Source organism: Mycobacterium sp. NGS61 (genome assembly GCF_059812325.1).
On the sequence record NZ_JCALCL010000003.1, the window covers coordinates 486,799 to 513,181 of the forward strand.

The following is a 26,383-nucleotide window of genomic DNA, read 5'->3' on the forward strand; positions in this document are numbered from 1 at the left end:
GCTACGACGGCAGCCCGTCGAGCGCTTTCTGCAACCGGCCCACCGAGGAACCGACGCGGTATTCGGTCGCCAGCTCAGCAGTGCGTTTGGGATCGGCTGCGTGCAGGGGCAGCTTGTCGTTGCGCGTCGACAGTGTGATCGGGGCGTCGGTAGCGACCCGCACCACCTTTTCTGCTGCCGTGATGTAGTCGGTGGCGTCGCGCAGTTTGGTGCGCACTCCCTTGGCCATCTTGGACTTGGGGTCCGCCGCGGCAGCCATGAGTCGCTCAAGTGACCCGTACTGGGCCAGCAGGGTGGCGGCAGTTTTCTCGCCCACCCCGGGCACACCCGGCAGGCCGTCGGATGGGTCCCCACGCAGCAGCGCGAACTCGGCGTAAGCGGGCCCGGCCCGGTCCACCGGAACGCCGTACTGGTCTGCGACCTGTTCGGGCCCGAACAGGGTGGCGTTCTTCAGGCCGCGACCGAGGTAGAGCACCCGCACCGGCACCGGCTCCTCGGACACCACCTGAAGCAGGTCCCGGTCCCCGCTGACCACCACCACTGGATCATTGCGTTCCTTGGCGGCCAAGGTGCCCAGCACGTCGTCGGCCTCGAACCCGGGCGCGCCCGCCGTCGCGATCCCGAACGCGTCCAGCAACTCCATGATCATGTCGACCTGCGGAGTCAGTTCGTCGGGCACTTCCTCGACGTCGGGTTCACCCGCCGGCTCCTCCTGAGCCACCCGATGAGATTTGTACGACGGGATCAAATCCACCCGGAACTGGGGGCGCCAGTCCAGATCGAGGCACACCGCGAGCCGACTCGGCTTCTGTTGGGCGATCACCGCAGCCATCGAATCGATGAAGCCGCGAACGGCGTTGACTGGGCGGCCGTCCGGGGCTTTGATCGACGACGGCAACCCGTAGAAGGAACGAAACCACATGCTGGCGCCGTCCAGCAGCGCTAGGGGGGCGGGCATGCGGATCATCCTGCCAGGTTGCCCGGTTAGCCTGACTGACCATGGACTCTCACCGATTCGACGCCGGGGTGTATGCCCGTCGGCTGGAGGCCGCCGCCGGGTTGGCCGCCCGGGCAGGTCTGGCCGGCCTGGTGATCACTCCGGGTTACGACCTGAGGTATCTGCTGGGCTCGCGCGCAGAGACATTCGAGCGGCTCACCGCCTTGGTGCTGCCCGCGCTCGGTGACCCGACGGTGGTGTTGCCGCGGTTGGAGCTTGCAACGCTGAAGGATTCCGCAGTGCTGGAAATGGGCTTGCGGGTCCAGGACTGGGTCGACGGCGACGACCCGTATCGGTTGGTGAGCGAGGTATTCAACGTCGCTCCCGCCGCGGTGGCGGTCACCGATTCGATGCCCGCATTGCATCTGCTGCCGCTGGCCGGTGCGCTGGGCGTGATGCCGGTGCTGGCCACCGATGTGTTGCGCGAGCTCCGAATGGTCAAGGAAGAGGCCGAGATTGACGCGTTGCGCAAGGCCGGCGCGGCGATCGACCGGGTGCATGCCCGGGTGCCCGACTTCCTGATACCCGGCCGGACCGAAGCCGACGTCGCCGCCGATATTTCCAAAGCGATTGTCGCCGAGGGGCATTCAGATGTGGCGTTTGTCATCGTCGGGTCCGGGCCGCACGGCGCCGATCCCCATCACCGGTATTCGGATCGCGAGTTGGCGGTCGGAGACATCGTGGTCGTCGATATCGGTGGCACCTACGAGCCGGGATACCACTCCGATTCGACGCGAACCTACAGCATCGGAGAGCCCACTTCGGAAGTGGCGGAGCAATATTCGTTGCTCCAGCGAGCTCAGCGTGCGGCTTTCGACGTTGTCCGGCCAGGGGTGACCGCAGCGCAGGTCGATGCGGCAGCGCGTGATGTGCTGGCTGAGGCCGGACTCGCGGAGTATTTCGTGCACCGCACCGGGCACGGTATCGGGCTGTGCGTGCACGAGGAGCCCTACATCGTCGCCGGCAACGATCTGCCGTTGGCCGCGGGGATGGCGTTCTCCATCGAGCCGGGCATCTACTTTCCGGGTCGGTGGGGTGCGCGGGTGGAGGACATCGTGGTGGTCACCGACGACGGTGCGATGTCGGTCAACAACCGTCCGCATGAGTTGATCGTGGTGCCGGTGGACTGACTCGGCGCCCCGGTCGGGCGGTCAACGTCCCTGCGTCGGTGCAGGATTGGCACGGCGGCGCTGATTTTCGCCGGCTAGCCAGGTAGCACAGCAGGGCGAACTTGCGATAGCCGGGACGGAACTCGTCACGGGTCCGACCGGTCCGTGGTTTGGCTGCTAACTGTCGGCGGTCGGTCTGCCGGCCAGGAACCAGGCGAGGTGGTAGTTCGCGATGGTCTTGTTGTCGCTGATGAGCGCTTCGATTGCCGCCAGCAGTTGCCAGTTGCCGACGGCGTGGGCATCGATCTTGTCGGGGTAGCCGTCGAGCACTTGGGAGCTGATGGTGTTCAGGTGCTGGTGTAGCAGGTCAACCTCGGAATCAAGCACACCTGTGCCCGCCGAAGCCGCCTTGGCCAGTGTGTGAGCAAGTCGCGGCAGCCCGTCGCGCCATTGCGTGGCCTGGCACAACTCCCAGCCGAGATCGGTGATGTCGGGCGCAGATCGGGGCCGCGTCGACGTTGCTGGGGGATCGCCGTCGTCGCATGCAACATGATGGATCGGTGTGTAGCTGGCGACGACGGTGACGTCACCGAGCAGGGCTTCCAGGTTGCGGCGGCGCCGGGCCGGAGTCAGCAGCGTCACCGCGGAAGGCAGGTCGATACTCGGCGGGACCCATCCGCTGGCCAAATCCGTTGTCAGCACAGTGGTTTGGTCGGCGCGGTCGCCGGCAGCCCAGGCCAGGCGAGGTTGTTGACGCGCGACCGAGTTGACCAGGCGCTGCAGTCTGGCTCGGGCGGCGGCGTCGGCTGACGCCGCGCCGACGGCAGCTCCGGTGGCGGTGGCAGCGACAGCGTGGGCCGCGACCCCGGTTCCCGGCGACGGCGGGGGAGTCGCTGGGCTGGTGCTTTGGCGTACGACCGCAGGCTGGCCCGCGCCAGACTGGCCCGCCGATGGGTTCACCGGCGCCGAGCTCGGCGTCGCCGGCAACGGTGGCGGCACGCTCGAAGGCGCGGGCGGGGCGAGGTTAGTCGTGACCGGGGGCCGTAGGTCAGCACCGTAGGAGGGAAGTGGCCCGACGGGCTGCGGCGTGACGGCGGGTGCCACCGCAGGTGCGGCGGCGACTATCTGCGGGGCCGGCGAGGGTCCTTCGGAGACGGTCGGGTGGTGAACCGGTGGGGGCGAATCCGTCACTGGAACATGTACCGGCGCGTTGGAGACTGCTGCGGGAGTCGTTGACACGGGATGGGTGAAATGCGACTCCGCTGACGTGGTTGGAGTCGACGGCATCGCGTGTACCGGTGGGGAAATCGGTGCGCCAGTTTCGAGACCCCTATTGAAGCTTTGGGCGAGTTCGGAGGGGGAGAGAGCTGGTGACGGAGTAACGCTGGGCATACGAGAATCGATGACGGCGCTTGGGGTCGGTGTTGAAAGGGGCTGACCCACTAGCAATGGTGTTGAAGACGTAGACGCACGGGGCGCGGGCGTCGCGGCACCACCTGTTGGTCCTGCAGTGGCAGCCGGCGAAGGGGTTGCGAGCCGACCCGATACGGGACTGAACTGGGGTTGCGTCCGAAGGTTTCCGGGCACATTTGTGTGCTCGCTATGCAGCGGTGGGTGGGCGCCGCTGGGAAGATGGCTATCCGCGAGATGACCCGGTAGCCGGACTTCCTCTCGAATCCCGGTCTCGAAAGACGATCCGGGCGGCGCCGTCGGATGGTCTGAAGCATTGCCGGGCAAATTGGAATGGCCGGGTTGTTTGTTAAGCATAGCCCGTACTTGGTCCTCAACCTCTCGATGATCAGTAGGTTGTCGGAACATTTGGCTAACGTCGATTCCTTGAGTTGATGCGAATGCGCGGGCTGATTGATTGGAAGCATCTGCATCTAAGATATGCTGGATTCCCTCCAGTAAGTTGCTACCATATTTGGCTGCTGAGAGATTTGCCTGCTCGCGATATTGCTCAATGATTGCGACGATCGAAGCGAGTTTAATGCCAGTTGGTTCTTTGGACTCTTGGACCTGTTTGATTTCTTTGTTGCCTTCTTCTGCCAAGGTAATTAAAGACTGACGAAGGCTCTGCATACTGTTGTAAGCTGTGCTATACGCCCTTTCCTTCACGGCATTCTTTTCTTCGATGCACCGAGCGTGCATCTCTCCGAGGCGAAATTCTTCGCGTAGGTAATCAATAGTTAAACCGCTTTGCTGCGCTAATGATTCCAGTTGGGCCTTGCGCATCCTATTAGCAAAGTCGGAAAAATTGTTCTTGAGTGTCTGCCGATTAGATCTTGCATTTTGCAACGTTAACATTTCGTGTTCACTAGGCCACTGGTCGCCGACGAGAAGATAAGACCATTCCCCCGGTGGCAAGTCGGTCACTTGCAGAGTCCATCGATCTTCGACGAAAGCCGGTCTACTGATTGGCGCGTCGGCTCGACATCGGAATCGCGAGCGTCTGCAAGATAGCTAATCGCGAGTTCTTGATAAGCCTCCGCAATCGAGTGCATCGCCTCTGCTAGCTCTGCATCTGTGGCGGGCTCTGCTGCGAGCTTCGAAAGGAGGTAGCGACTGCCCACCTCGAGTGCCTGTCGGGAGCTAGTAGCAACCGCGAGGCCAGCGGTAGGGTCATCACCCCCATCGCGTGCACCTACTACCGCAAAAGCTTGATGCACCTTCGCATACGCAGCGCATACCTTCCCCTTCGCATCCGCTACCTGTTGACTCGAATACGTCGGCGCCGGAGGCGGCTTATACGGAGCAGGAATAGGACGCAACCAGGCTGCAATAGCGACCCCGATCGCAACCAGTGCGATCACGAGTGACACCAACGCGGGCCACCGCGACGGCGGACGAAGTGGAGAGGCGACCACGGGCCACGGCGGTGGCACTGGCTGCGGAGGAGGCACATTCGACACGCGTGGATCGTATCGTCCATCAGAAATTCCGCCAGTCAGACTTTGCCCGACCAGACAAAATAAGCCTGTGAACACCGAATCAAGGACCCCGCAGCATTTGCTGAAGAATCTCAGCGGCCGGAATCGGCGCCGTCGTTGCGCTTGTCGTCGGGCAGCAGGATGCGTCGAGTCGGCACCGGCTTGCCTTCGACATGCTTGACCACCGCTGGTCTCGGTGGCGGCGCGGTGATGCGTCCCTGCACGGGCGCCCCGTTTTTCACCGTCGGCCCTACGATGCGTTTGGTATCGGGCTTGGCGTCACTGCCGCTGTTGGCGGCGCCCTGCATGGCGCCCGGCGGCATCATCGGCATCGCGCCCATCCCCCCACGCGGACTTGCCGCAGGTTCGGCCGGGGGCGTCGCCACCGGCGACGCGGCGTGGGAGGACGCCGGCACGGTACCGGCCGACGGTGTTGGCGGTGGGCCGAGCATCGCCGTCGGCGTGGTTCCCTCAAGACCTGCGCCGCCACCTCCGCTGGCGCCACCACCGGCCCCGGCGGATCCACCACTGCCACCGCCGAATTCACCGTCGGCGTCCAGCATGTCGGCGGGCTCGGTCTCGCCCAGATGCGAACCTTGCTGCTGCATCATCCCCATTCCGGCTTGCATGGCCTGCTGGCCAGCCTGGGCGAGCTGGGAGGGAATCTGGCTGAACGGTTGCAGCAAGCCTCCCAGCGCGCCTGCTATACCGCCGGCGATACCGGATGCCATCTGCGGCATCTGCTGCAACATCTGCGACATCTCGCCCTGACCGCCGACGCCGGCCAGCTGCGCAGCCGCCTGTTCTTCATTGGCTGGGAACTTGGCCAGTGCTTCAGATGTCTTTGCCTCGCGCTCGGCGTGCCCGGCCAGAGCTTCACCATTGTCTTCGGCATCACCGGCGTTGGCCGCTGCACCCAATGCGCGTAACAACTGGCTGATTTTCGAGCTCCCACTCGCCAACTGGTCAGGCGTGATCATGGGCGGAGCCGGTATCCCCAGCAGCTGGGAAAGCTGCTCGAGGATGATCCGCAGCTGGTCGTCCCCGCTCATCACGTCCTCCCATTCATGACGCGTCCCTGCGCGACCGGTCCAGCGAGCCGGCCAGGCGACCGGCTCCCGGAGATCGGGTGATGGTATCGCCTGACAGCACGTCGAGTTAGTCAGCTCAGCGTGGAGCTAGCGGGGTCGGTTCGGCGACGACGGCGTTGTAGCGGTTCATCATGTGCTGGTCAGGTACGACGGGCGCGGGCGCCGCCGGGTCGTGACCGAAGCTCTGGTTGAACAAGTTCACCAATGCCTGATTGAGCACGTGGTCGTACTCGTCGGCGCTCAAACCGCCTATCACGCCGGCCAATTCGTCCGGTGTGCCGATATGTCCGTTCACCAGGTATGCGTCTGGAACGGGGACGTGTTGTCCAGAAGCGATGAGAGCGTTGAGAATTTCTCGGTCAGCCCTCCCAATGGACATCAACGGCACCGACGGATTATATGAACTCGATGGCTGGGGTGCCTCACCCAACACATCACCTTCGACTATCCCGCCCAGGATGTTTACCGCAGCACCACCAATCGTTCCGGCGGGCGTCAAACCCACTGCGGTACTCGCAACTTTGAGTCCGGCTTCGTACGCGGTCTTTCTAAAGTTATACTCGGTCCGCTGGGCGGCGTCCTCCGCGATTTGATGATTAACTACTTGGGCCTGAACCGCGTTGTGAATGCCGGTATCCACCAGTCCGCGCAACGCCATCGCCGAGCCCAATTGAGTGTTGTAGCTGTTCATATTCGGTGCATGGCTGACGAGATCTCTGGCGTAGGCAGCTTCGGCCAGCAGCGCGTGCTGTTCGGCGGCACCGTTGAAATAGTTGGAAGCTGTTTGGTCGGTGCTCAACACGGAGAAGATTCCTTTTGCGATCGGCATCCGTCCGTTCTCGATGTCACCGATCGCATCGACAGAATTGCCGAATTCGACCAAACTGCCCGGAATTCCGGCGATATTGTTCACGTAGGGTGCCAGCCCGTGCGCCATGCTCTGCACCAAGTCCGGATTGATCTCGCCGACAGTGTGCCCACCGGCAAGGTGGAGCAAGTCCGTTGAGTGGGTCCCGATATACACGCCGTACGCCCGCGCCGTCTCGCCCGCAAGTCGGGCTTCTGGTCCCTGTGCGGCGCCTTGCACCCATTCGAACAGAGATGCAGCACTTTTGCCGCGGTCCAGCCAGGGGTGGCTGGTGAGGTTGTCGAGAAACACGTTGCCCTCAGGGCTGACCACCATGTTGTGCACTATTTGATGATCCGGCGCGACCAAGGCAAGGATTTTGGTGACGACGACGTCTTCATATTTGTCTAAGCCGTCTCTCATCACCGACGCGGCGTGCTGCAGCATGATTGCGTCAAAGCCCGTGTTCGCCCGTAACTTGGGGTCTCCCGCGCTGGCTATCTTGGTTATCCGCTCCAGCACGAAAGGGTTCCATCGGCCGCGAAGCAGAACGTCAGACGGTAACAGAGCGGTCGGCAGGAGGTCCGTATTGCCTTCGACTATTTCGGTACCCTGCACCGCGCCAGGTTTTAGTTCGGTTCGCGGAAACTTCAACCCAGGCGTGCTCATGAGTTGCCAGGAGTTGGCAATCAGTTTCCCCTGGTCACCGAGGTGGCAGAAGGCAGCGTGAAATGCCTCGATCGTCATCCCATTCTGCTGAGCCTGCAATTGACTGAGCACAGACGCCTGCTCGGGCGTGAGCGGCGCCTTGCCGGCCCGTTGTTCTTCTGTGATCGAGTCCAGGATGTCGTTAATCCGCGTCGCGGCCTGGAGGTCACCGGCTAGGGCGGCGTGAACGTCGCGCTCAGCCTGCTCGGGCGTCTCGATGTCGTGCCCATCCCATGCCGCTACGGGTGCCGCATCGTAGCCATCTTCGGACCGCATCTTGTGGGTCAAGTGTCGCAACACATCTGAGTACCGATCCCGGATGAAGTTAATTTCACGCAGCGCGTTGTTGATGCCGCAGACGGCTTGCCCTATGAGGTCGTTGATGGCGTCAGTAGGCAGCCGCAAATCCCACGGGGGCCAGCGGCCGGTCAACGCATGATTGAGTGTTTCACCAAACTTGGGGTCAATTCTTTCCAACTGCTGCTCCAGTGCGGCGATCCGCGCGGCGGATGCACGCTGCGCTTGAGCTAGAACGGCCGCCAGCTGCTCGAGGTCGACGGCAATCTTGGGTAGTTGCGACGCCTGCAACTTGAGTGACTTGGTGACACGCCGGACCTCGTCCGCGTCGTTGATCGGGTGCTCACCGTTCTTGCGGTTCCAGGCCTCTTCAAAACGTCGCCGCGCTTCTTCGAATGCGGCGTCCGCCTCTTTAGTCGATTGGCCCGCCTCGTGAAATGCCTTTGCCAGATCCGAAATCTGTGCCGGACTACCGCGCTGCAGGGTTTGATCGACCGCCCAGGGATCACCATCGGCTCTGGCAATCAATCCTTGAACGTCTAGGTATCGTAAGTGCACCGCACTGCCCTGATCCGGCTGGCATTGTCGCTATCCATCTCGGCGAACCGGGTCGCGGCGACTCGTGCATTCGTGCCGACTGATGCCAGAGTCTCCCGATGGTTCAACAGCATTCGGCCATGACGATCCTGCGCCGAGGACGCGACGTGATGAAATGCATCCGCAGCGGCAAAATCACCGAACATCAGTGCCGTCAGCGACCCCTGCGCCAGGTGGTTTCCGGCGCGGTGTGCATGCTGACCGGCATGCTGAGATTGGTCGCCCCCGGAGTGCAGTAACCCGTTGTCGACGAACACAGATTCTCCTCTCGGTCCGGTCAGTAGTTCGATATCGCCACGGCAACAACAGATCCGCCTCAGATGCTCGCGACGTTAATGTCGGGCCGACCGGCTCGCAATTCACCTCGGGTCGCTGCCTCGTCACGAGGCGGTTGCAACACTCACACGACTCGACAACATTTCTCGTCCCCTCCAACGCCACCGTGCAAAGGTTGCGCGCATGCCCAGCGCCCCGTGGCTGAAATGTGCGGTCGTGTTGAGTGCGTTGGTGTTGACGTGGGCAAGCACTCCCGCGGTGACAGCTGACGTCAACGACGTCCCTAATCCGCCGTCACCGACTGCACCGTGCAACGCCATCAGCCCGGTTGCGTTTCCGTGCGTGGGGACCGGAAAGTTCGCTGACGCCGTTGCCGCCGAATGCCGTCGCATCGGGGTGTCCGACAATTTGTGCCGAGTTCCGCTCGCCCACAAGGTGACTCAAGCCGCAACGCTCGCCTACCTGCAGTCCTGGGTCCATCGCACCGCGCAGTTTCAGTATGCGTTGGGTGACTCGGTCCCGTTCGGTAGCGCACAGTGGATCGGCACCCACAATTCCTTCAACAGCCTCGCAGATCAGTTCACCCCGTCGCACGCCGACTCCAATCAGCAGCTGTCGATGCCCCAACAGCTCGACATCGACGTCCGGGCAATCGAATTGGACCTGCACTACATCCCCCAGATCAATCAACTCGGCGGTCGTGGCGTGGCCGTCTGCCACGGTCGTCCGGCAAGTCAAGCAAACCTGGGTTGCACCACCGAACCGTTGCTGACCCAGGTGTTGCCAAGCATCACGGCCTGGCTCAATGCCCACCCGAACGAGGTCGTCCTGATCATCGTCGAGGACCAGTTGCAGGACCCGACGGCGTACGCGTCGGCCTTCGACACCCTGGACCGAGAGTTGCGCCGTCCCAACGGAACAAGCCTCATCTATCCGCCGAACCCCGCCGACATCGGTCCCACCGGCTGCGCGCTGCTTCCCCGCTCGATCTCGCGCAACGATGTGCGCGCCGCGGGTGCGCAGGTAGTGCTGGTCAGCGGCGGGGTCTGCGCGCCGGCGCTGGGCACCGTTGTCTTCAACTGGCAAGGCGAAGAGGTCGAGAGCGGCAAGACCTCTCTCTACCAGCCCTACCCGGCGTGCGATGGCACCTATGGGCCGTCGGTCTATGCGAGCAACATCGTGCGCTACTACGAGGACTCGACCTTCATCTCGGCGCTGGTCAACCCGACCACACCGCCTAACAATCCGGAGACGATCACCCCGCTGAAGGCGCAGTCGATGACCAATTGCGGTGTCAACTTATTCGGTTTCGACCAGCTGTTGCCCGAGGACGGACGCATCCAGGCGACGCTGTGGAGCTGGGCCCACGAAGAGCCGCGTGTCGGTGCCGGCCAGTGCACGCTGCAAAGAGCTGACGGGCGCTGGGTTGCAGCACCCTGTACGGACCCGCATCCCGCGGCATGTCGATCCGCAGCGGGCAGTTGGTCGGTGACGGCGACAGTGCCGTTCACCGGTGCCGCGGCAGCCTGCTCCGGGATGAGTTCGACGTTTGCGCTCCCGCGAACCGGAGTGCAGAACTCCCGGCTGCATGCCATAGCCGGATCCGGCGGTGGAGCGTGGGTGAACTACAGCTTCTGAGACTCGCGAGGGCTATTCGCTTCGGTCCAGCAATTCTGAGGAGCCGAGCACTCGCTCCACCTGAACCTCGATGACGACCCGTCGCGGATTGGCCCGCGGGGTGCGATAACGCTGCGCGTAGCGCAACTCGGCGTCGCGAATGGCGTCGATGTCCTTGTTCACGACGGACCGGCCCTCCAAGGACAGCCACCGGGCCCCGTCGACCTGGCTGAGCACGGCTACGCCGCCGCGCTCAGCGTTGACGGCCTTCTGCGAGCCGCCGGTGGTGATGACCCGCGCGATGTGGGTCTTGGGGTCGAACGTGAAGCCCACCGCGACCACATGCGGGGAGTTGTCCGCTCGCAGGGTGGTCAGCATGGCCAGATGACGTTCGGTGAGAAACGCCAGCGCATCATCGGTGAGGCGGGTCGTGGTCTTGGCCATCGCCCTTCACGCTAGCGCAGGCCATAATCACAGCCGTGGACGACACGGGCGTTGGGCCGATAGTAATTTTCGGCGGTCGCAGCGAGATCGGCGCTGAACTCGCGCGGCTGTTGGCCTCCGGCAAGCCCGTAGTGCTGGCCGCTCGCCACGCTGACCAGCTCGCTGAGCAGGTCGCCGCGCTGCGCGACGCCGGCGCCACCGCCGTGCACACCACAGAGTTCGACGCCGACGACCTGACCGCACATGGCCCGCTCGTCGACTCGATCGTCACCGAACACGGCCCCATTGGCACCGCGGTGCTGGCCTTCGGCATCCTCGGGGACCAGTCCCGCGCCGAAATCGACGCGGCGCATGCGGTCGCGATCGCGCACACCGATTACGTCGCCCAGCTCAGTCTGCTCACCCATCTGGCGGTGGCGATGCGTCGCGCCCAGCGCGGGGAGCTGGTGGTGTTCTCCTCGGTGGCCGGGGTGCGGGTCCGGCGCGCCAATTACGTGTACGGGTCGGCCAAGGCCGGCCTGGACGGCTTCGCCAACGGCTTGGCCGACGCCCTGCACGGCACGGGGGTGCGGTTGTTGATCGCGCGGCCGGGCTTCGTCATCGGGCGGATGACGCGGGGGATGACGCCGGCGCCGCTGTCCAGCACCCCCGAACAGGTTGCCGCCGCCACGGCGAAGGCTCTGGCCAAAGGTCGCCGCAGCGTCTGGATCCCGTGGGCGTTGCGTCCGATGTTCTTTGTGATGAAGCTGCTTCCGCAGTCCGTGTGGCGACGGATGCCCCGATGATCACGGTGGTCGGCATCGGCGCCGACGGCATGTCCGGCCTCTCGGCAGCTGCTAAAGCTGAATTGACAAGGGCCACAGTTATTTACGGATCGAAGCGGCAGCTCGATCTGCTCGACGACACCATTGCCGCGGCGCGCCGCGAGTGGCCGTCCCCGATGCTGCCCGCGCTGCGGAGTCTGCCCGTGACCGGACCAGACATTCACGTTGTGGCCAGCGGCGATCCGCTGCTGCACGGCATCGGCGGCACCCTGGTCCGCGTGTTCGGCACCGGCGCAGTCCGCGTGCTGCCGCATGTGTCGTCGGTGACCCTGGCGTGTGCGCGGATGGGTTGGAACGTGCACGAGACGGAAGTGATCAGTCTGGTCACCGCGAAGGCCCACACCGCGGTGCGGCGCGGGGGACAGGCGATCGTGCTGTCCAGCAACCGCGACACTCCCCACGCGCTGGCGGTGCTGCTCGACGTGCACGGGCGCGGCGACTCGCAATTCACTGTGCTGCAACAACTCGGCGCACCGCACGAACACCGCCACGACGGCACCGCCCGGGACTGGGCCCGCAACGCACCCCCCGACGTCGACGATCTCAACGTGATAGCCATCCGCTACCTGCCCGACGAACGGACCGCACTGCTGGCCGATGACGCCTTCACCCATGACGGCCAGATCACCAAGCACGGAATCCGGGTGGTGACCCTGGCTGCGCTGGCCCCGGGCCCGGGACAGCGTCTGTGGGACGTCGGGGCGGGATCGGGGAGCATCGCCGTCGAGTGGTGCCGCAGTGGGCCGGGATGCACCGCGGTAGCCTTCGAACTCGACCAGCAGCGCTGCCGCAACATCGAAGCCAACGTCGCGGCCCACGGCGTGCAGGTCGAGGTACGAGGTGAAGCGCCGGCCGCTTTCGGCGGCGCCCCCGAACCGTCGGCGATCTTCGTCGGCGGCGGGGTGACCCGGCCCGGGCTGCTGAACAGCTGCCTGGACCACCTGCCGGTAGGTGGACGTCTGGTCGCCAACGCCGTCACGGTCGAGTCCGAATCCGCGCTGGCGCAGGCACATTCGCAGCGCGGCGGGGAACTGCGCCGCTTCCAGCACTACCACGGCGAACCGCTGGGCGGTTTCACCGGCTGGCGCCCGCAGTATCCGGTCACCCAGTGGTCGGTGGTCAAACGATGACGGTGTATTTCATCGGCGCCGGCCCGGGCGCCGCCGACCTGATCACGGTCCGTGGCCAACGGCTCCTGCAGCGCTGCCCGGTGTGCCTCTATGCCGGATCGATCATGCCCAAAGACCTACTGGGACACTGTCCTGCGGGTGCCAACGTCATCGATACCGGCCCGCTGACGCTCGATCAGATCATCGGCGAACTCGCCGGGGCCGATGCCGCGGGTCACGATGTGGCCCGGCTGCACTCCGGTGACCCGTCGCTGTACAGCGCGCTGGCCGAGCAGTGCCGCCGTCTCGACGCGCTCGGCATCGATTACGAAATCGTGCCAGGAGTACCAGCTTTCGCCGCTGCCGCCGCCGTGCTCAAACGCGAGTTCACCGTCCCCGGCGTCGCCCAGACCGTGATACTGACCCGGGTGTCCACCCTTTCCACCGCCATGCCACCCGGGGAAGACCTGGCCGGCCTGGCCCGATCCGGTGCCACCCTGGTGCTGCACCTGGCCGCCGCGCAGATCGACGTCATCGTTCCCCAGCTGCTCGACGGCGGATATCGACCTCAAACACCGGTAGCGGTGGTGGCTTTCGCCAGCTGGCCGAAGCAGACCGTGTTGCGCGGCACCCTCGCCGGCATCGCCGGGCAGATGCATCAGGTCGGCATCACCAAGACGGCTGTCATCGTCGTCGGCGACGTCCTGGCGGCCGAAGGGTTCACCGACAGCTACCTGTACTCCCTAGCCCGGCGCGAGACCCATTGATGCGGGTGTTGTTACTCGGCGGCACCGCCGAAGGGCGGGCATTGGCGAAGACGCTGCACCCGCAGGTCGACACCATCAGCTCACTGGCCGGACGGGTGCCCGATCCCGCCCTGCCCGTGGGCCCGGTGCGCATCGGTGGATTCGGCGGCACGGACGGGCTGCGCGCGTGGTTGCGCGAGCAGCGCATCGACGCCGTCGTGGATGCGACTCATCCGTTCGCAGCCACCATGACCGCGCACGCCGCCGCCGTGTGCGACGATCTGGGCGTCCCCCTGCTGGTGCTGGCCCGCCCGCCGTGGGACACCGGTGCAGCCACCGTCGTCAATTCCGATGCCGAAGCAGCTGAAGAGGTTGCTCGACAACGGTATTCGCGGGTCTTCCTGACCAGCGGTCGGTCGGCCATCAACGCCTTCGTCAACAGCGACGCGTGGTTCCTGATCCGCGTGGTCACCGCGCCGGACGCGCTGCCGCGTCACCATCAGCTGCTGCTGTCCCGCGGCCCGTATCATCGCGACGACGAACTCGAGTTGATGACCCGCCACCGCATCGATGCGCTGGTGACCAAGAACAGTGGCGGCGAGATGACCCGCGGCAAAGTCGATGCCGCTGCCGCACTTGATATTCCGGTGGTGATGGTGGCCCGGCCGCCGTTGCCCGACGGGGTGACGACGGTCGCGACCGTCGATGCGGCCGCACACTGGGTGACCGACCTGGCCTCGGCTCTCGGCGCCGGCTAACCCGGGTACCGTCGCAGCGTGAAAACTCGGTCACCGTAATCGGTTGATTGCCAACGTGTTTGCGACGACCCGATGATCAGCAGGCAGCGCATGTCGACATCGGCGGGGTCGAGGTCGGCCAGCCGCACCACGCGCACCTGCTCATCGGCCCCAGCCACGTTGCGGCCGATCACCACTGGCGTGCACGGTTGCCGATGTTCGAGCAACAGGTCCCGCATCGCACCGACCTGCCAGGTCCGCGATTTCGAGGCTGGATTGTAGATCGCCAGCACCAGGTCGGCGGCGGCCGCGGCGCGCAACCGCGCGGCGATCACCTCCCACGGTTTGAGCCGGTCTGACAACGAGATCACCGCATAGTCGTGACCCAGCGGAGCACCCACCCGGCTCGCGACCGCCTGCGCGGCCGTCATCGCCGGAATCACCCGGACGTGCACTCCCGGCCAGTTCTCGGCCTCTTCCAGCACCGCGGTGGCCATCGCGAACACACCCGGATCGCCGGAGGACACCACCGCCACCGCGTGACCCTGCTCCGCCAGCGAGCAGGCCAGCCGGGCGCGCGCGGGTTCGTCGGTGTTGTCGCTGGAGTGGTGGCGCTGCCCGTCGCGGACCGGCACCCGATCCAGATAGGTGCGGTAGCCGATCACGTCGCTCGCCGCGGCCAGTTCGCGGCGGCTCTGCGGCGTCATCCAGTCGGTGTCACCGGGTCCCAGGCCCACCACCGCTACGGAGCCGACGGGGCTGCTACGCCGTCGGCCGCCCGGCAGCATGGCCAGCGAGAAGTACGGCACGCTGGTCTCGTCGACCTCAGCGGCGGGCAGCACGCGTTGCCCCGCGGTGCTGGCTCGCTCCACATAGAACGTGTCGCCGAGCTGACCGGAGGCCGAAAGTGCTTCGCGCACATTGTGATACGAACGTCCGAGCTTCAGAATCACCGCAGCGTCGGCATCGGCGAGACGGCGGGTCAGCTCGCCGACCGGCAACGTGCCCGGCAGGATCGAGAGCACTTCGTCCCCGGCCACCAGCGGCGTCGCGACCGCCGCGGAGGCGGCGCTCACCGACGTCACCCCCGGCACGATCACGGCGTCGAACCGTTGGGTCAGCCGGGTGTGCAGATGCATGTAGGAGCTGTAGAACAGCGGGTCGCCCTCGGCCAGCAGCGCGACGTTGCGGCCGGCGGTCAGGTGCGCGGCGATCCGCTCGGTGGCCGCGACGTAGAAGTCCTCCAGCGCGCCCGCATAACCGCCCGGGTGATCGGTGGTCTCGACGGTCACCGGGTAGACCAGGTGTTCCTCGATCTGGCCCGGCCGCAGATAGGGCTCGGCGATGCCGCGCGCGATGCTGCGACCGTGCCGGGCGCTGTGATAGGCGACCACGTCGGCCGCGCCGATCACCCGGGCCGCTTTGACCGTCACCAGTTCCGGATCGCCCGGACCCAGCCCGACACCCCACAGCGTGCCCCGGCCGGTCATTCGCGTTCGGTCGCGATCGCATTGACCGCAGCAGCGGCCATGGCGCTGCCGCCGCGGCGCCCCCGCACCACCAGATACGACATGCCGCGCGGGTTGTCGATCAGCTCTTGTTTGGACTGTGCGGAGCCGACGAAGCCAACCGGCCCGCCGAGCACCGCGGCGGGAGCGGCGACACCGTCGTCGATCAGCTCGAGCAGCCGGAACAGCGCCGTAGGGGCGTTGCCGATCGCGACGACCGCGCCGGGCAACCGATCGGCCCACAGCTGCACCCCGGCCGCCGATCGCGTGGTCTGTGCCGACGCGGCCAGCCCGCTCGCGCGCGGGTCGGCGACCAGCGAAACCACCTCGTTGCCCGCCGGCAGCCGCGCCCCGGTGATGCCGGCGGCCACCATGGAGGAATCGCACAGCACCGGAGCACCGGCGCGCAGCGCGGCGCCGGCCCGCACCACGACATCGTCGGTGAACGCCACGTGCTCAGCGACGTCGACCTGCCCGCAGGTGTGGATCAGCCGCACCACCACCCGCTCGACGTCGGCGGGAAAACGGGTCAGGTCGGCTTCGGCGCGGATGGTCGCGAACGACTGCCGGTAGATCTCCGCGCCGTCGCGGATGTAGTCGAGCACCCGCTCACCTTAAGACCTCAGGACGCGGTAGCCCGTGCCGGTGGCGACCAGCACCTCACCAGCCGGCGGACTGCCGCAGGCTCGTTCGCATCCGACGAAGTGCCGGTGCACGGTGCACGCCTCGTTCAGCGATCCCGCGGCGTCGGCCCGAACATCAACAGAGGAGTGCGCGCAGCCCGGGCTGCCGGTGCACGCGCTGACATTCAGCCACGGGGAGTGCTCATCGAACACCAGGCCCAGCGGAGCCAGCACGCGAACGGCTACCTCTGCCATATCTTCGCTGAGGTCACACACCAGCACCGACCGCCACGGCGTGATCACCAGGGGCGCCTCGATCGCTCCGAGAAACTCCGCCACCCGGGCGGGCAGCGTCCCGAGCGGCACCCCGGCGCCGAGAGCGACCCGGCCGTCGTCCTGGGGTAGCCAACCCACCGGTGGTCTGGTGACCGGCGCGTGTCCCGCCCCCAGCACGACGCCCGGAACCAGATCGGTGAGGTCATCGAGTTCCGTTACACGCCAAGCTTTTTGGCGGATCTGCACAAATCTCAAAGCCACCTCGATCAGCGCCGCGGTGACATCGTCGACGTACATCCCGGTGTCGCGCCCGGCGACCAGCAGCACCGGTCCGTCCTGGGTGACATGCACGCCGACGTCCGCACGCAGCCCGGACACGTCACCGCGGCCATCGTCGAGGCTGAACAGGAAACGCCCACCCAGCCCGGAGAGCCGCGGCTCAGCGCAGATCGCCGCGTCCAGTTCGGCCACCCATGGGCGCACGTCCGCAGCACCACCGAGCCGTCCCGACAACGGCGACGCCACGATATTGCGGACCCGCTCGTGGGATTCCGACGGCAACAGCCCCACATCGGCCACGGCGCGGGCAACCGCGTCAACGTCGGCGATCGCACGCAACTGCACATTGCCGCGCGCGGTCAACTCCAGCATTCCGGAACCGTGTGCACTCGACAGGGCCGCCAGCGTCGTCAATTGATCGGCGGTGATCATGCCGCCGGGCAACCGCACCCGCACCAGCGCGCCGTCGGCTGCCTGGTGCACCTGCAGCGCACCGGGACAGGCGTCGAAGTCGCGCGACCTGGCCACCCGTCTACGGTACGACTCCGGCCGGACTGCGCTGTGGTTTGGAGTCGATCTTTGCGGGCACCCCGCTTCCTGTGCGAACGGTCGAATACGCCCCCGGACGGCTGGCCGACGTGTTCGGTGATCCAGACCAACCCCTCGTCCTGCTGTGGCACGGCATGCAGACCGACGCCAGGGTGGCGGTCCGGCCGCTGGCGGAACTGATCGCCGGCCATGACGCCGCGGTGGTGGCGCCCGACTGGAACTCACACGCAGCGGACGGCGGCCGCACCGATCTGCTGGGATCACTGGATTTCGCGCGCAATCACGGCAACGACGCCAACGGCATCGTGCTCGTCGGGTGGTCGCTGGGCGGCGCTGCCGCGGCCGGTCTGACGATCGACGCGGAGCGCCACGAAGTCGTTATCGCACATACGGTTTGTCTCGCAGGCGCTTTCATCGCCCGGGATCCGATCACCGGCCGGCGGGCCACCGAGGACTTGCCGACCGACCACGTCGGTGCGCCATTCACGTTGCTGCACGGGCGGTCGGACGACGCGGTGCCGGTGACCGCGAGCCGCGAGTTCGCCGCAGCGCTGCAGCAGATCGGCTGGCCAGTGGAACTGGTGGAGATGGACGCCGATCACGGCTCGATCGCCGGGGCCGAATACGACAGCGCCGCCGACCGTTACGTGCCCGGACACGGCGCAGCGACCCGAGCCACGGCCGCGGAGGTCGCGGCTCGCATCGCGGCGACGTTGCGAATATAGGTAGTCGGCTACTCTACGGCCCGCGTCGGGCGCGGCGGACACTTCGAACAGTCCAGCAACGTTCGAGGGTCAGGGGAAGGCGATGGCACATCGGAGTGGTCATGCGGTGGTGTTGGGCGCCAGCATGGGTGGATTGTTGGCGGCGCGGGTACTGGCCGACTGCTACGACCGGGTGACGGTTGTCGAGCGCGACGTGTTGCCGACGGGTCCGCAGAACCGGCGAGGTGTCCCGCAGGGCAAACAGATTCACGCCTGCCTGGCCCGGCTCACGCAGATCCTCGACGAGCTGTTCCCCGGATTCACCGACGAGTTGGTGGCCGCCGGCGTCAGCTACTGGGACGACGGCGACTTCTCCCGCCTCGACACATCGTTCGGGGGACATCGAATGGTCCGATCGGGCATCGTACCGGATGCACCCCGCATTCTGTCCCCGAGCCGGCCGGTGCTGGAACATCATGTGCGACAACGGGTCCGGGGTATCGGCAACATCGTCTTCCAAGAGGCCCACGACGTCATCGGACTGATCGCAACGCCGGACCGGCGCCGGATCACCGGGGTGCGCGTGGTGGACCGCGCCAGCGATCGCGCGACGACGGTGAGCGCTGACCTCGTCGTCGATGCCACCGGCCGCGGCTCGCGAACGCCGGTCTTCCTCGAGCAACTCGGTTACGGACGTCCCATCGAGGACGAGGTGAAAGTGCATCTGGCCTACGCGGGTCAGCGGCTGCGCATCCCGCCCGGATTGCTGACCGCGAACATGATCATGAGGTTCCCCGAGCCGGGGCAACCGCGGATGTTCGGTCTGGTCAAGTACGAGGACGACACCTGGATGATCGGCGCTGGCACCATGACGGGAGTCGAACCTCCGCGCGATCGCGCCGAGATACTGTGTCTCGTAGCGGAATTGGCGCCGACAACAGTGGTCCAGGCGCTGCACGCCGCGGAGCCGCTCGACGGTGTGGTGCACCACCGGGTCCCGTCCAACCGCTGGCGGCGCTACGACAAGATGCGCCGGCTGCCCGAGGCCCTGCTGGTCGTCGGCGATGCGGTATGCAGTTTCAACCCCATCTACGGTCAGGGCATGACGGTGGCAGCGATCGAGGCGACGGTACTGCGGGATTGCCTGCGCCGCAACAACCGTGGGCTCACGCGGCGCTTCACCCGGCTGTCGGCCAAGACGGTCCGGGTGGCCTGGCAGACTGCCGTCGCCTCCGACTTGGCGCTGCCCGAAGTGCCCGGGCCGCGCCCGCTGTCGATGCGGATCAGCAACGCGTGCTTCGAGCCGGTGATGATTGCGATGGAGACCGATGCTGTGGTCGCCGCGCAGTTCATGCGGATCACCGGGATGCTGGACTCACCGCTTCAGCTGCTGCGGCCGGCCATGATGCGCCGTATCGTGCGGGCCCAGCGCCGCCGGCCGACGAAACAGACGCTGCTGCCCGAACCTGTCGACGCGGCGATTCAACCGGCCTGACGCGCCACCTGATGTCTGCGGGCTGGTCGGGGGTCAGGACGTCCCGGTCCGCTGCGCGTAGCCGGCACGTTTGTCCGGTTGCAGGTCGGTGGTGAAGACCCGTCCGGTACCCAGCAGACGCCCCAACGCTTCGGCCCACTGACGCGGCATGAAGCGCTGCTGCAGCGAGACCGTGGTGCCCAGCGAGGACGGCACGATCACCCGAGACCGCGGCTTGCCCAGCACGTCAACCACTGCCGCCGCGACGTCCTCCGGCTCGGCGTTGTTGAATCCCTTCGCGTGACCGACGCCCAGGACCATGTCGGTGTTCGTCAGGGTCGGCATGATGGCGGTGAAGTGGACACCATTGCCGCGGTTCTCCAGTCGCACCGAATCGGTGTAGCCCAGAACGGCGTGCTTGGTGGCGCAATAGGTGGCGATTCCCTCGGTGGGCAGGATGGAACCGAGGGAGGCGATGTTGATCACGTGACCGCGGCGGCGGCCCCGCATCCGCTGCGTGGCCAGCTTGGTGCCCAGCATCACGCCGAAGACATTGACGTCCAGCAGTCGTCGGGTGACGGCGTCGTCCTCGTCGGCGGCGTCGCCCACCGCGATCACCCCGGCGTTGTTGACCAGGACGTCCACCGGTCCCAGCTCGTTCTCCACCGCATCGAGAAACTCGATGAACGACGCACGGTCGGTGACGTCCAGCGCGCGCGCAATCGCCAACCCCAGACGCTCACCCGATGCCTTGACGGCGGTTTCGTCGATGTCCCCGATGGCCACCTTGGCGCCCAGCCGGTGCAGGGCCGTGGCGATGGCCAGCCCGATTCCGCGGGCACCGCCGGTGATGGCTACGACTTTTTCGGCCACATTCTGAGCAGTCATTGCTACACGGTACGACCTCGCGACGATCCCTCGGTGAAAGACTTGATGCGACATCGGAAGTGGTGATGTGCTGTGGGTAAGCAGTTGTGCCGGATTGGTGATCCGGTGGTGGCTGGTGTTCGGGTGCGCACCCGTCTGCACCTGACCGATCGATGCCGTCAATCAGGAGGATGCGTGCAAGAAGCCACGACGGAGCCATCCGGTGACGACGAGGCTGGCGGCGTCGAACGCAAGGGGCAGCGCCACCGACCGTCTCATTCCGGTCTTCGAGGTTCAGATCACCGGGTGAGCGAGGGAAAGGCAGACGTGGAAGGCGACAACCCGAGCCGTCGGCCCGGATTCACCCGGCGATAGATGATCGTCGGTGGCGCCGCGGCAACAGTCGCGGCCACCTGGTGGGCGAGCAGCCCGGTAGCGCGCGCGGACGACCTCGGCGGGCTGCGATCAGCTGTGCGGGGACGGGTGTGGCTACCGTCGGACCCCGAATTCGAACGCGCGAAGACACCGTGGCTGCTCACCGCGGACCAATCGGTGCGCGCGGTGGTCCACGTCGCAGACGACCAGGACGCGGCGGCGCTCGTCGGCTTCGCGGCCGACCACGGGTTCGCGCTGTCCTGCTTTTGGATCGAAAGCCGGGGCGCAGCTTGCGTGCCGACGTCGACGATCAGCGGGGCATAGGGTCGAGCAGGTCGCGCAGGCGCGCCGTGTCGTTATAGACCCGGCGCGGACCGACCCGGCGAACCGGCAACTCATCGCGAGCGAGCCCAACAACGGTGCCGCGTCGGCAACAGGCAGCAGCGGCAGCGCCTCCCATCGGCGTTCCGCACCGCCGGCAGCCCAGGCTGGCCGGGCTGCTCTCACCCGAACACCCTCGAAACGATGTCCGGTTGTGCGCCAACGCTTTACGGTGAGACCCTCCGGCCCCGACCGCCGGCTCAGTCGTCGATGTGCGACGGCGGGTCTGCCAAGGCGGGATCTCCCGGACGCTGGTCCGGACCCAACACGTCACAGCGTTTGTCCGGCACCAGGTGGGAGCTGGCGCCGTTGGGCACGTAGGACATGAAACCCACGCAACGTTGCCAGGTGCCGTCCGGCTGAATGGGACCGTCGCACCTGCTGATGATCCCCGGACCGCCGTACTGGCAGCCCGCGTTGGCCGGAGGCGACGCAACGATGAGGCCTCCGGCAAGCAGCACCGCGGCGAATCCTGCTCCGACGAGGGAATGCTTCATGGTGATCTCTCCTCGATGGCCGCCGTCTAGCTGGGGGCTACTGGAATACCCAAGTTCGCTGCTCGTCACCCGCGATTCGGCGGCACTGCGACCCTGCGGTACGAATGGGGAGTGGCCGAACCGACCGTCCTGCTGTTGTCGACGTCCGACACCGACCTGATCAGCGCCCGCTCCACCGGAAAGAACTACCGGTGGGCCAACCCCGCGCGGCTGGCGGACGTGGAGCTGCCCGACCTGCTCGTCGGCGCCTCGATTGTGGTGGTGCGGATCCTCGGCGGCTACCGCGCTTGGGAGGACGGCATCGACGCGGTGCTGGCCAGCGGCGTGCCGGTGGTGCTGGTCAGCGGTGAGCAGGCCGCCGATGCCGAGTTGACCGGACTGTCTACGGTCGCCGCGGGGATTGCGGTGCAGACCCACATCTATCTGGCCCACGGCGGCGTCGAGAACCTGCGCCAACTGCACGCCTTCCTGTCCGACACCGTGTTGATGACAGGCTTCGGGTTCACGCCACCGGAGCAGACCCCGACCTGGGGAGTGCTCCAGCGTCGAGACGCCGGCACCGTAACCGGCCCGACGATCGCGGTGCTCTATTACCGTGCCCAGCAGCTGGCCGGCAACACCGCATACGTCGAGGCGTTGTGCGCGGCGATCGAAGAAGCCGGTGGGCGGGCACTGCCGGTGTACTGCGCCTCGTTGCGCACCGCCGAGGCGGAGTTGCTCGACACGCTCGGCACCGCCGACGCCATGGTGGTCACCGTGCTGGCCGCGGGTGGGGCCAAGCCCGCCGCGGCGTCCGCTGGCGGCGACGACGACAGCTGGAATGTGGAACACCTTGCCGCCCTTGATATTCCGATACTGCAGGGGCTGTGTCTGACCAGTCCGCGCGCGCAGTGGTGCGCCAACGACGACGGGCTGTCCCCGCTGGACGTGGCCACCCAGGTCGCGGTGCCCGAGTTCGACGGCCGCATCATCACGGTCCCGTTCTCGTTCAAGGAAATTGACGACGACGGGTTGATCTCCTATGTCGCCGACCGCGAACGGTGCGCACGGGTCGCAGGTCTGGCGATCCGGCACGCGCACCTGCGCCGGGTCGCGCCGGCCGACAAGCGGGTGGCGCTGGTGTTCTCGGCCTATCCCACTAAGCACGCCCGCATCGGCAACGCGGTCGGTCTGGACACTCCGGCCAGCGCGGTGGCCCTGGTGCGGGCCATGGACGAGGCCGGTTATCAGGTGGGCGAACTGCCCGGATTGGCAGCCGGCGACGGCGACGCGCTGATTCACGCGCTGATCGAACGCGGCGGCCAGGACCCGGACTGGCTCACCCGGGGCCAGCTGGAAGGCAACCCGATTCGGGTGTCCGCCAAGGACTATCGCGCCTGGTTCGCCACCCTGCCCGCCGATCTGACCGACGCCGTCGTCCAGCACTGGGGTCCGCCACCCGGCGACCTGTTCGTCGACCGCAGCAACAATCGTGACGGTGAAATCGTCATCGCCGCAATCCAATCCGGCAACCTGGTGTTGATGGTCCAGCCGCCGCGCGGGTTCGGCGAGAAACCGGTGGCGATCTATCACGATCCCGACCTGCCGCCCAGCCACCACTACCTGGCCGCCTACCACTGGCTGGACTCCGGCTTCGGGGCGCACGCCGTCGTACACCTGGGCAAGCACGGCAACCTGGAATGGCTGCCCGGCAAGACACTCGGCATGTCGGCTGCCTGCGGACCCGATGCCGCGCTGGGCAATCTGCCGCTGATCTACCCGTTCCTGGTCAATGACCCCGGCGAGGGCACTCAGGCCAAGCGACGCGCGCACGCAGTGCTCGTCGACCATCTCATCCCGCCGATGGCTCGCGCCGAAACCTACGGCGACATCGCCCGGCTGGAGCAGTTGCTCGACGAACACGCCAACGTCGCCGCCCTGGACCCCGGCAAGCTGCCGGCTATCCGCCAGCAGATCTGGACCCTGATCCGGGCCGCCAAGATGGACCATGATCTGGGTCTGACCGAACGGCCCGAAGAGGACACCTTCGACGACATGCTGCTGCACGTCGACGGCTGGCTGTGTGAGATCAAGGATGTGCAGATCCGCGACGGCCTGCACATTCTCGGCCAGAAACCAACGGGTGCAGGCGAACTCGACTTGGTGCTGGCCATTCTGCGGGCCCGTCAACTCTTCGCCGGACAACAGGCGCTCCCGGGGCTGCGGCAGGCGCTCGGCCTGTCCGAAGACGGCACCGACGAACGCACCTCGGTGGATGCGGCCGAGGCGGCGGCCCGCGAACTGGTCGCCGCGCTGCAGCAGGCCGACTGGGACCCCGCCGTCGTCGAGCGCATCACCGACAACGCCGACGTTGCCGCGGTGTTGCGGTTCGCCGCCACCGAGGTGGTGCCGCGGTTGGCCGGCACCGCCACCGAGATCGAGCAGGTGCTGCGGGCGCTGGACGGCCGGTTCATCGCTGCCGGGCCATCGGGGTCGCCGCTGCGCGGCCTGGTCAACGTGTTGCCCACCGGACGCAACTTCTACTCCGTCGATCCCAAAGCGGTGCCGTCGCGGCTGGCCTGGGAAGCCGGTGTGGCACTGGCGGATTCGTTGCTGGCCCGGTATCGCGCCGACCATGGGGTGTGGCCGCCGTCGGTGGGGTTGTCGGTGTGGGGCACCTCGGCGATGCGCACCGCCGGCGACGACATCGCCGAAGTGCTTGCGCTGCTGGGTGTGCGGCCGGTCTGGGACGACGCGTCGCGCCGCGTCGTGGACCTCACCGCCATCGAGGTGTCCGAACTTGGCCGGCCCCGCATCGACGTGACAGTGCGGATCAGCGGATTCTTCCGCGACGCCTTCCCGCATGTCGTGACGATGCTCGACGACGCGGTCCGCCTGGTCGCCGACCTCGACGAATCCGACGATGACAACTATGTGCGCGCACACGCCAACGCCGATTTCGCCCAGCACGGCGACCAGCGACGCGCCACCACAAGGATTTTCGGGTCCAAGCCGGGGACCTACGGCGCCGGACTGCTGCAGCTGATCGACAGCCGCAACTGGCGGGACGACGCCGACCTGGCTCAGGTGTACACCGCATGGGGCGGATTCGCCTACGGGCGCAACTTGGATGGCTGCGAAGCCGTGGACGACATGAACCGTCAGTACCGGCGGATCGCGGTGGCGGCCAAGAACACCGATACCCGGGAACACGACATCGCCGACTCCGACGACTATTTCCAGTACCACGGCGGCATGGTGGCCACTGTGCGCGCGCTCACGGGACAGGAGCCGGCCGCCTACATCGGCGACAACACCCGGCCCGACGCCATCCGTACCCGCACCCTGTCCGAGGAGACCACCCGGGTGTTCCGGGCCCGGGTGGTCAACCCGCGGTGGATGGCCGCGATGCGTCGTCACGGCTACAAGGGCGCCTTCGAAATGGCCGCGACCGTCGATTATCTGTTCGGCTACGACGCCACCGCCGGTGTGATGGCGGACTGGATGTACGAGCAACTCACCGAGCGCTACGTGATGGACCCGGAGAACCGCAAGTTCATGACCGAGTCCAATCCCTGGGCGCTGCACGGCATGGCCGAGCGGTTGTTGGAGGCCGCCGGCCGGGGGATGTGGGCCGAGCCGCAGCCCGACACCCTCGACGGGTTGCGCCAGACGCTGCTGGAAACCGAGGGTGACCTGGAGGGCTAGGCCCTTTCGCGGCGGTCCTCAGACGAAGTCGCTGCCGCCGTCCACGTTCACCGTGGCGCCAGTGACGTAGCCGTTGCGCTTCGATGCCAGGTACGCGGTGATCGAGGCGATCTCCTCCGGCAAACCCGCGCGACCCAGATCGCAGGGTTGGTGAAAGTTGTTGTCAATCCAGGTCATGACATCGCGCGGATCGGTGGCGTCCAATCCGTCGGCGGCCAGGATGTCCCTGAGGTTTTCGGTGAAACTGGCGGTCACGATGGTGCCCGGGCAGATGCAGTTGACCAGGATATCGTCCTTGGCAAGGCTTTTGGCCAGATTCTTGGTGAGGCTGGCCAGCGCCGCCTTCGAGGCCGTGTAGGCCACGATGCGCGGGTTCTGCCGCTGGATCGAGTGCGCCGCGAACGTCACAACCCGAGCCCATTCCGCTGACCGCAGCATCGGCAGCGCAGCCCGGATCGACCGCACCGCCGCCATGGTGCCCAGCGCGAAAGCGTTGTCCCAGTCGGTATCTGACATCTGCTCGAAGTAGCCGTCGCCCGGGCCGATGGTGTGCACCAGGCTGTTGAGGGCTCCCCACCGTTCCTGCACCGCGGCGAATCCGGCAGCGATCGATTCGGCGTCGGTCATATCCACGCTGACCCCGAGGGCGTCCGGTGCGCCCGCCGACCGTAATGAGCGCACAGCGGCGTCCAGCGCCTCTTGTCCTCTGGCCATCACCGCCACCTTCGCGCCCTCAGCGGCAAGCGTTTCGGCGACGGCCAGTCCCATTCCTTTGCTGCCGCCGGTGACCACCGCTGTAGCGCCGGCATATCCCAGATCCATCGACCATCTCCC

The 26,383-nt window shown here is 66.4% G+C and carries 22 protein-coding genes; 10 read left to right on the forward strand and 12 right to left on the reverse strand.

Annotated elements, in window-relative coordinates; all coding sequences use genetic code 11:
* Position 1: 1 nt before the first annotated feature.
* Positions 2 to 958: a 5'-3' exonuclease gene (locus tag AC5Y3Z_RS09890; RefSeq protein ID WP_463824402.1), complete on the reverse strand. Its 957-nt coding sequence runs from the start codon at positions 956 to 958 to the stop codon at positions 2 to 4.
* A gap of 41 nt (positions 959 to 999) precedes the next feature.
* On the opposite strand from AC5Y3Z_RS09890, the gene AC5Y3Z_RS09895 reads away from it, so the two are divergent.
* A complete protein-coding gene (locus AC5Y3Z_RS09895; protein ID WP_463824401.1) occupies positions 1,000 to 2,127 on the forward strand; it encodes a M24 family metallopeptidase in 1,128 nt (375 codons plus the stop codon).
* Between the two features lie 156 nt (positions 2,128 to 2,283).
* Here the strand turns inward: AC5Y3Z_RS09895 and AC5Y3Z_RS09900 are convergent, their stop codons facing one another.
* The 4 genes from AC5Y3Z_RS09900 to AC5Y3Z_RS09915 form a co-directional block, all read right to left on the reverse strand.
* Positions 2,284 to 3,066, reverse strand: coding sequence for a DUF5631 domain-containing protein (locus AC5Y3Z_RS09900; protein ID WP_463824400.1), 783 nt, complete (start codon positions 3,064 to 3,066; stop codon positions 2,284 to 2,286).
* Positions 3,067 to 5,128: 2,062 nt separating this feature from the next.
* Positions 5,129 to 6,088 carry a hypothetical protein gene (locus AC5Y3Z_RS09905; protein WP_463824399.1) on the reverse strand — a complete coding sequence of 320 codons (960 nt, stop codon included), beginning with the start codon at positions 6,086 to 6,088 and terminating at the stop codon, positions 5,129 to 5,131.
* Between the two features lie 115 nt (positions 6,089 to 6,203).
* Positions 6,204 to 8,507, reverse strand: a complete 2,304-nt coding sequence (locus AC5Y3Z_RS09910; RefSeq protein WP_463824398.1) for a putative alpha/beta hydrolase — start codon at positions 8,505 to 8,507, stop codon at positions 6,204 to 6,206.
* A gap of 11 nt (positions 8,508 to 8,518) precedes the next feature.
* Positions 8,519 to 8,833: a DUF2563 family protein gene (locus AC5Y3Z_RS09915; RefSeq protein WP_463824397.1), complete on the reverse strand. Its 315-nt coding sequence runs from the start codon at positions 8,831 to 8,833 to the stop codon at positions 8,519 to 8,521.
* A gap of 202 nt (positions 8,834 to 9,035) precedes the next feature.
* Here AC5Y3Z_RS09915 and AC5Y3Z_RS09920 point away from each other — a divergent pair, with 202 nt between their 5' ends.
* Positions 9,036 to 10,490: a phosphoinositide-specific phospholipase C-related protein gene (locus AC5Y3Z_RS09920; RefSeq protein WP_463824396.1), complete on the forward strand. Its 1,455-nt coding sequence runs from the start codon at positions 9,036 to 9,038 to the stop codon at positions 10,488 to 10,490.
* Between the two features lie 12 nt (positions 10,491 to 10,502).
* Here AC5Y3Z_RS09920 and AC5Y3Z_RS09925 read toward each other — a convergent pair whose 3' ends face one another.
* Positions 10,503 to 10,913 carry a F420-dependent biliverdin reductase gene (locus AC5Y3Z_RS09925; RefSeq protein WP_463824395.1) on the reverse strand — a complete coding sequence of 137 codons (411 nt, stop codon included), beginning with the start codon at positions 10,911 to 10,913 and terminating at the stop codon, positions 10,503 to 10,505.
* Between the two features lie 35 nt (positions 10,914 to 10,948).
* On the opposite strand from AC5Y3Z_RS09925, the gene AC5Y3Z_RS09930 reads away from it, so the two are divergent.
* The 4 genes from AC5Y3Z_RS09930 to AC5Y3Z_RS09945 are packed head-to-tail and all read left to right on the forward strand — an operon-like array spanning position 10,949 to position 14,350.
* The gene (locus tag AC5Y3Z_RS09930) at positions 10,949 to 11,698 is read left to right on the forward strand and encodes an SDR family NAD(P)-dependent oxidoreductase (RefSeq protein ID WP_463824394.1); all 750 of its coding nucleotides are present in this window, start codon (positions 10,949 to 10,951) and stop codon (positions 11,696 to 11,698) included.
* Entirely contained in the window at positions 11,695 to 12,867 is a 1,173-nt protein-coding gene (cbiE, locus tag AC5Y3Z_RS09935; protein ID WP_463824393.1) for a precorrin-6y C5,15-methyltransferase (decarboxylating) subunit CbiE, read from the forward strand. Before AC5Y3Z_RS09930 ends, cbiE begins: the two co-directional genes overlap by 4 nt.
* A complete protein-coding gene (gene cobM / locus AC5Y3Z_RS09940) occupies positions 12,864 to 13,613 on the forward strand; it encodes a precorrin-4 C(11)-methyltransferase (protein ID WP_463824392.1) in 750 nt (249 codons plus the stop codon). Before cbiE ends, cobM begins: the two co-directional genes overlap by 4 nt.
* Entirely contained in the window at positions 13,613 to 14,350 is a 738-nt protein-coding gene (locus AC5Y3Z_RS09945; RefSeq protein ID WP_463824391.1) for a cobalt-precorrin-6A reductase, read from the forward strand. The genes cobM and AC5Y3Z_RS09945 overlap by 1 nt, the downstream gene beginning before the upstream one ends.
* Here the strand turns inward: AC5Y3Z_RS09945 and AC5Y3Z_RS09950 are convergent.
* The 3 genes from AC5Y3Z_RS09950 to cobG are packed head-to-tail and all read right to left on the reverse strand — an operon-like array spanning position 14,347 to position 17,543.
* Positions 14,347 to 15,819, reverse strand: coding sequence for a precorrin-2 C(20)-methyltransferase (locus AC5Y3Z_RS09950; protein ID WP_463824390.1), 1,473 nt, complete (start codon positions 15,817 to 15,819; stop codon positions 14,347 to 14,349). The genes AC5Y3Z_RS09945 and AC5Y3Z_RS09950 overlap by 4 nt on opposite strands.
* Positions 15,816 to 16,442: a precorrin-8X methylmutase gene (locus AC5Y3Z_RS09955; protein WP_463824389.1), complete on the reverse strand. Its 627-nt coding sequence runs from the start codon at positions 16,440 to 16,442 to the stop codon at positions 15,816 to 15,818. The genes AC5Y3Z_RS09950 and AC5Y3Z_RS09955 overlap by 4 nt, the downstream gene beginning before the upstream one ends.
* A 9-nt stretch (positions 16,443 to 16,451) precedes the next feature.
* A complete protein-coding gene (cobG, locus tag AC5Y3Z_RS09960; RefSeq protein ID WP_463824388.1) occupies positions 16,452 to 17,543 on the reverse strand; it encodes a precorrin-3B synthase in 1,092 nt (363 codons plus the stop codon).
* 71 nt (positions 17,544 to 17,614) lie between these two features.
* Between cobG and AC5Y3Z_RS09965 the strand changes: the two genes are divergently transcribed.
* Positions 17,615 to 18,289, forward strand: coding sequence for an alpha/beta hydrolase (locus AC5Y3Z_RS09965; protein ID WP_463824387.1), 675 nt, complete (start codon positions 17,615 to 17,617; stop codon positions 18,287 to 18,289).
* 82 nt (positions 18,290 to 18,371) lie between these two features.
* Entirely contained in the window at positions 18,372 to 19,763 is a 1,392-nt protein-coding gene (locus tag AC5Y3Z_RS09970) for an FAD-dependent oxidoreductase (RefSeq protein ID WP_463824386.1), read from the forward strand.
* A gap of 33 nt (positions 19,764 to 19,796) precedes the next feature.
* Here the strand turns inward: AC5Y3Z_RS09970 and AC5Y3Z_RS09975 are convergent, their stop codons facing one another.
* Positions 19,797 to 20,630, reverse strand: coding sequence for an SDR family oxidoreductase (locus tag AC5Y3Z_RS09975; protein ID WP_463824385.1), 834 nt, complete (start codon positions 20,628 to 20,630; stop codon positions 19,797 to 19,799).
* Between the two features lie 354 nt (positions 20,631 to 20,984).
* Between AC5Y3Z_RS09975 and AC5Y3Z_RS09980 the strand changes: the two genes are divergently transcribed.
* A complete protein-coding gene (locus AC5Y3Z_RS09980) occupies positions 20,985 to 21,308 on the forward strand; it encodes a hypothetical protein (RefSeq protein ID WP_463824384.1) in 324 nt (107 codons plus the stop codon).
* 257 nt (positions 21,309 to 21,565) lie between these two features.
* Here the strand turns inward: AC5Y3Z_RS09980 and AC5Y3Z_RS09985 are convergent, their stop codons facing one another.
* Positions 21,566 to 21,862: a CDGP domain-containing protein gene (locus AC5Y3Z_RS09985; RefSeq protein WP_463824383.1), complete on the reverse strand. Its 297-nt coding sequence runs from the start codon at positions 21,860 to 21,862 to the stop codon at positions 21,566 to 21,568.
* A gap of 111 nt (positions 21,863 to 21,973) precedes the next feature.
* On the opposite strand from AC5Y3Z_RS09985, the gene cobN reads away from it, so the two are divergent.
* Positions 21,974 to 25,549, forward strand: coding sequence for a cobaltochelatase subunit CobN (cobN, locus tag AC5Y3Z_RS09990; protein ID WP_463824382.1), 3,576 nt, complete (start codon positions 21,974 to 21,976; stop codon positions 25,547 to 25,549).
* 18 nt (positions 25,550 to 25,567) lie between these two features.
* Here the strand turns inward: cobN and AC5Y3Z_RS09995 are convergent, their stop codons facing one another.
* Positions 25,568 to 26,371, reverse strand: coding sequence for an SDR family NAD(P)-dependent oxidoreductase (locus tag AC5Y3Z_RS09995; RefSeq protein ID WP_463824381.1), 804 nt, complete (start codon positions 26,369 to 26,371; stop codon positions 25,568 to 25,570).
* Positions 26,372 to 26,383: the final 12 nt, after the last annotated feature.